The organism is Brucella sp. TWI432, assembly GCF_039674445.1.
Classification (GTDB): Bacteria; Pseudomonadota; Alphaproteobacteria; order Rhizobiales; family Rhizobiaceae; genus Brucella; species Brucella chromiisoli.
Genome location: NZ_JBDJNL010000047.1, coordinates 1 through 4579, shown reverse-complemented (window position 1 = coordinate 4579; position 4579 = coordinate 1). Strand labels below are relative to the sequence as shown.

The following is a 4579-nucleotide window of genomic DNA, read 5'->3' as shown; positions in this document are numbered from 1 at the left end:
GTACACCACGAGGTTTGCATGGCAACAGCGGCGCAATAATCGACCATTCGCGTTCTGTAAGTTCATAGCGGCGACGTGACATCAAAGACCTCCAAATCCGAGACCTTTGAACCAATAATCCATTCAAATAGCTAGACTATTTATGAGTGTACGACCTAATTCTGGAGAACGATTTTTTGGCCGGAGCGCTCAGCAAGGCGGGATTGCCGGACGGAGGGAAATGATTTACCGTGCTCACAAGCTTTCGGTCGCACGACAGGCAAAGCTCCTTGGGTTCAGCCGTAGCAGTGTAAACTATTCACCGCGCCCTGTATCTGCTGGCGATCTGGCACTGATGCGCAGGATCGATGAACTGTATCTGGAGTACCAATCCGCTGGAATTTGGATGTTGCAGGGTCTTTTGAAAAAAGAAGGGGTTGAATTTGGGCGGATGCATTTCGCTACGCTGATGAAAAAGATGAGAATCAAGGTAAGCGCTAATTACGCTGCGTGATTGGGCCTATTTCCGGCCTAGGACAGCTGACAAATGGGACGGAAAGCTTAACTTGCGGCGCGGAACGGCAAAAGTTCATTGCGAAGTCTAAGCCGGAAAGCCTAATTTGTGCAGCGCACTAAATGATACATCCAAAAGATTTGGGAAAGATTGCATGTTCGATGTCGGCAAAATTGTAAGTAGAGGTGATACCAGCTTATACGTAACGGAAGCGGGAAAGGCGGAAGGGACGCCGATTGTTTTGCTTCATGGCGGCTTGGGGAGCCGAAACGACTTCGTACCCCTGGCAAAAGATCTGGCGGCTGACTTTCGGCTTATCGCAATCGATAGCCGTGGACATGGTCGTTCCCCACTTGGAAATGCTCCTCTCAACTACCATCAGCTTGAACAGGACATTGCTATAGTTCTGTCCGAGTTGGGCCTGACAGATGCTGGCATCATTGGCCACAGCGATGGCGGTATCGTGGCCTTGCGCCTTGGGGCATCCAACGCCGTTCGTCCACGCTTTATTGTCACTGTAGGAGCGCACTGGGAGATGCCGACTGAAGAGCCAACTCGTGAGATATACAAGGGCATCACCGTGGACGAATGGCGCGATATGTTTCATGATCAGGTCCAGAACTATGAGGCAGAAAATCCTTCACCAGATTTTGCCAGGCTTTTCGAAGCAACTAAGGCAATGTGGCTCGGAAGTGGCGAACACGCCTATCCTGGCGCATCCGTCAGCTCTATTGCATGTCCACTTCTTGTAATACGTGGCGACGAGGATTTTCTGGTTTCCCGCCGTCAGGCTTTCGAACTGGCTGAACAAGTTGAAGGGGCGCGGCTGCTGAACCTGCCTTTCGCCTCGCATACCGTGCTGGAGGATTCACCAGAACAAGTTCTGCCCGCACTTAAGGCATTCATCGACAGTCAGGTAAAGTAGGCATCATGCAATGGTTTGATCCTTCCTTTTGGTTTTGACGGTTTCGCTGACGCCAATTGATGCTGGCCGTGTAAAAACGCGGTATTGCACATTTGGTGTAGCCAATTTCAGAACACGCTACCGTTGTCAGTTTTTCGTCACAAACCACCTTTATCGCCTGTAATCCAATGAGCGGTTAAGAGGCTAACTTGTTACGATATCTGTTGCTTTTAGTAATGTTTCCAATTAACGCGGTCGCAGCTGAAGGCTGCATGTTGATTGCCGCTGAAAAGTGACCCGGGATTTCCACCGAGAATTGACCCATGTTTGAACCTTCCCTCGTTTGTTTTTCAGCGAGGGCTATGGAGTGATCGACATGGCATTATTGAGCGTTATCCGACGGTGGCATTACCGGGACGAACTATCGATCCGCGAGATTGCCCGACGAACAGGCCTATCGCGGAACACCATCCGCAAGTATCTGCGTCTCAATGGCGTTGAGCCAAAATTTCAGGTTCCGGACAGGTCAAGCAAACTCGACCCATTTTCTGACCGACTGACGACGTGGTTAAAGTCGGAAGATCGCAAACCTCGTAAACAAAAGCGCACTGTTAAGCAGATGCACGCTGACCTTGTCGCTCTGGGCTATGAGGGATCATACAGTCGCGTTGCCACCTTTGCCCGCGAGTGGAAGGCCGATCTTCATATGCACAACCAGACATCGGGCCGGGGTACGTTTGTCCCTTTGAACTTTGAGCCGGGAGAAGCATTTCAATTTGACTGGTCAGAAGACTGGGCAATTATTGGCAATGAACGGACAAAGCTTCAGGTCGCCCATACCAAGCTAAGTTATTCCAGAGCCTTTATCGTTCGCGCCTATCTCACACAGTCCCATGAGATGCTGTTTGACGCTCACAACCATGCATTCCGAGTGCTTGGTGGTGTTCCACGACGCGGCATTTATGACAATATGCGTACAGCCATCGATAAGGTCGGGCGAGGCAAAGAGCGTGACGTCGATATCCGCTTTCAAGCGATGGCCAGCCACTATCTGTTTGAACCAGACTTCTGCAATCCTGCAACGGGTTGGGAGAAGGGACAGATTGAGAAGAATGTTCGGGATTCCCGGCATCGGTTCTTTCAACCAGCTCCACGATTTGCTTCATTGAATGAATTGAACGACTGGCTGGAGGAACGTTGCAGGTTTTTCTGGGCAACCACAACGCATGGTAAAATGCACGGCAGCATAGCCGATCTTTGGGCTGAAGAAGTCCAGACTCTTATGCCCTTTTCCCGGTCTTTTGATAGCTTTGTCGAATATACCAAGCGCGTATCACCGACCTGCCTCGTTCACTTTGATCGTACGCGTTATAGTGTTCCAGCATCCTTTGCCAATCGTCCAGTAAGCCTGCGTGTCTATCCTCATCTTGTCGTGGTCGCTGCCGAAGGGCAGATCATTTGCGAGCATTCACGCATCTTCAATCGCTCTCACGAAGCACCAGGTCACACCGTCTATGACTGGCGGCACTATTTGTCGGTCATTCAGCGAAAGCCCGGCGCATTGCGCAATGGCGCTCCCTTCACGGAGCTTCCTGAAGCGTTTCGCACACTCCAGCTTCATCTGTTGAAGAAGCCGGGCGGCGATAGGGAAATGGTCGATATCCTTTCCCTCGTCTTACAGCATGATGAACAGGCCGTACTTATGGCAGTCGATATGGCGCTGAAGTCTGGAGTGCCGACAAAAACCCATATTCTCAATTTGCTTCATCGTTTGGTTGACGGCAAATCTCTCATTCCACCCCCGATTAACGCACCGCAGGCACTGACCCTTAACAATGAACCCAAGGCCAATGTCGAACGCTACGACACCTTGAGAAAGACGGAGGCTCGTCATGCGTCATAGTCCAGCGAGTGGTGCAATCGTAATCATGTTACGGCAATTGAAGATGCATGGCATGGCACAAGCAGTTGGTGAACTCACCGAACAAGGGTCGCCAGCTTTCGAGGCAGCTATTCCAGTTCTGTCACAGCTGCTTAAGGCGGAAACGGCGGAGCGTGAAGTCAGATCAGTTGCTTACCAGCTCAAAACTGCACGCTTTCCAGCCTACCGTGATCTGAACGGCTTTGACTTCGCAAGCAGTGAGATAAACGAGGCATTGGTCCAGCAGCTGCATCGCTGTGACTTTCTCAATGATGCAAACAACATTGTTCTGGTTGGTGGACCCGGAACGGGTAAAACTCATATCGCCACCGCTATTGGTGTCCAGGCGATTGAATACCACCACAAACGTGTCCGGTTCTTCTCAACGGTTGAACTTGTGAATGCACTTGAGCAGGAAAAAGCCCAAGGCAAATCGGGACAGATCGCCAACCGGCTCATTTATTCCGATCTCGTCATTCTTGATGAGCTCGGATATCTGCCATTCAGTGCATCAGGTGGCGCTCTTTTATTCCATCTGCTCAGCAAACTTTACGAGCGCACGAGGTCATAATCACAACCAATCTTAGCTTCAGTGAATGGGCAAGCGTGTTTGGTGATGCCAAAATGACGACTGCATTGCTCGACAGGCTCACCCATCACTGCCACATCCTGGAAACCGGAAATGACAGCTTCAGGTTCAAAAACAGTTCCGCTCAGGAACCAAAACGAGCAAAGGAATACACGAAACTTGACCGTGAATAAAAAACCGAACAATAATTAAAAGGCGGGTCAATTCTCGGTGGAAATCCCGCGTCACGTCTCAGCGGCAATCAACAATACGACCTTCCAGTCTGTTGGTCAAAGCACTTTCGAACAAGCATCTCTAGCACTTCATCTGCCTGTTCGTATTGTTGAGCGACTGGGCTATCGATAAGAGAGGCTGCAGAAAGAGTGGATTTTTTGTCAAACAGGCAAAGTACACTGAAATGGGTATTGTTTTTTGGTTTTTAAGTCAGTCCCGGCACCGGGTGGAGGTATGATGACCCACTCCCAGTGCCGAGACGGCCTTCGTCTTTCAGACGCCCAACATCCTCAACGAGGAGCCTCCACGGTTTTTTCCAAGTCGGATTCTTTAATTAAAGAAACATAGAGTGCAGGCAGGAAAACCAGTGTCAAAAGCGTTGCAACAAGTAGCCCTCCCATAATCGCGAATGCCATGGGTCCCCAGAAAACCGTGGGCGCAATAGGAATCATGCCCAGC

2 protein-coding genes and 3 pseudogenes are annotated in these 4579 nt (G+C 50.4%); 4 read left to right on the top strand and 1 reads right to left on the bottom strand.

Going from position 1 to position 4579, the window contains the following annotated elements:
• Positions 1-82, bottom strand: a pseudogene (locus ABE527_RS21425) (IS5/IS1182 family transposase); the annotation flags it as partial.
• Positions 83-172: 90 nt separating this feature from the next.
• Here ABE527_RS21425 and ABE527_RS21420 point away from each other — a divergent pair.
• The 4 genes and pseudogenes from ABE527_RS21420 to istB form a co-directional block, all read left to right on the top strand.
• Positions 173-469: pseudogene (locus ABE527_RS21420) on the top strand (IS3 family transposase); the annotation flags it as partial.
• Positions 470-647: 178 nt separating this feature from the next.
• A complete protein-coding gene (locus ABE527_RS21415) occupies positions 648-1418 on the top strand; it encodes an alpha/beta fold hydrolase (protein WP_499695714.1) in 771 nt (256 codons plus the stop codon).
• A 355-nt stretch (positions 1419-1773) separates the two neighbouring features.
• Positions 1774-3300, top strand: coding sequence for an IS21 family transposase (gene istA / locus ABE527_RS21410; protein ID WP_499698242.1), 1527 nt, complete (start codon positions 1774-1776; stop codon positions 3298-3300).
• Positions 3290-4080 (top strand): annotated as a pseudogene (gene istB, locus ABE527_RS21405) (IS21-like element helper ATPase IstB). Before istA ends, istB begins: the two are co-directional and overlap by 11 nt.
• The last annotated feature ends 499 nt before the right edge of the window (positions 4081-4579 follow it).

Coding starts and splice junctions, on each gene's coding strand:
- ABE527_RS21415 (WP_499695714.1), top strand. CDS start 648: ATGTTCGATGTCGGCAAAATTGTAAGTAGAGGTGATACCAGCTTATAC.
- istA (WP_499698242.1), top strand. CDS start 1,774: ATGGCATTATTGAGCGTTATCCGACGGTGGCATTACCGGGACGAACTA.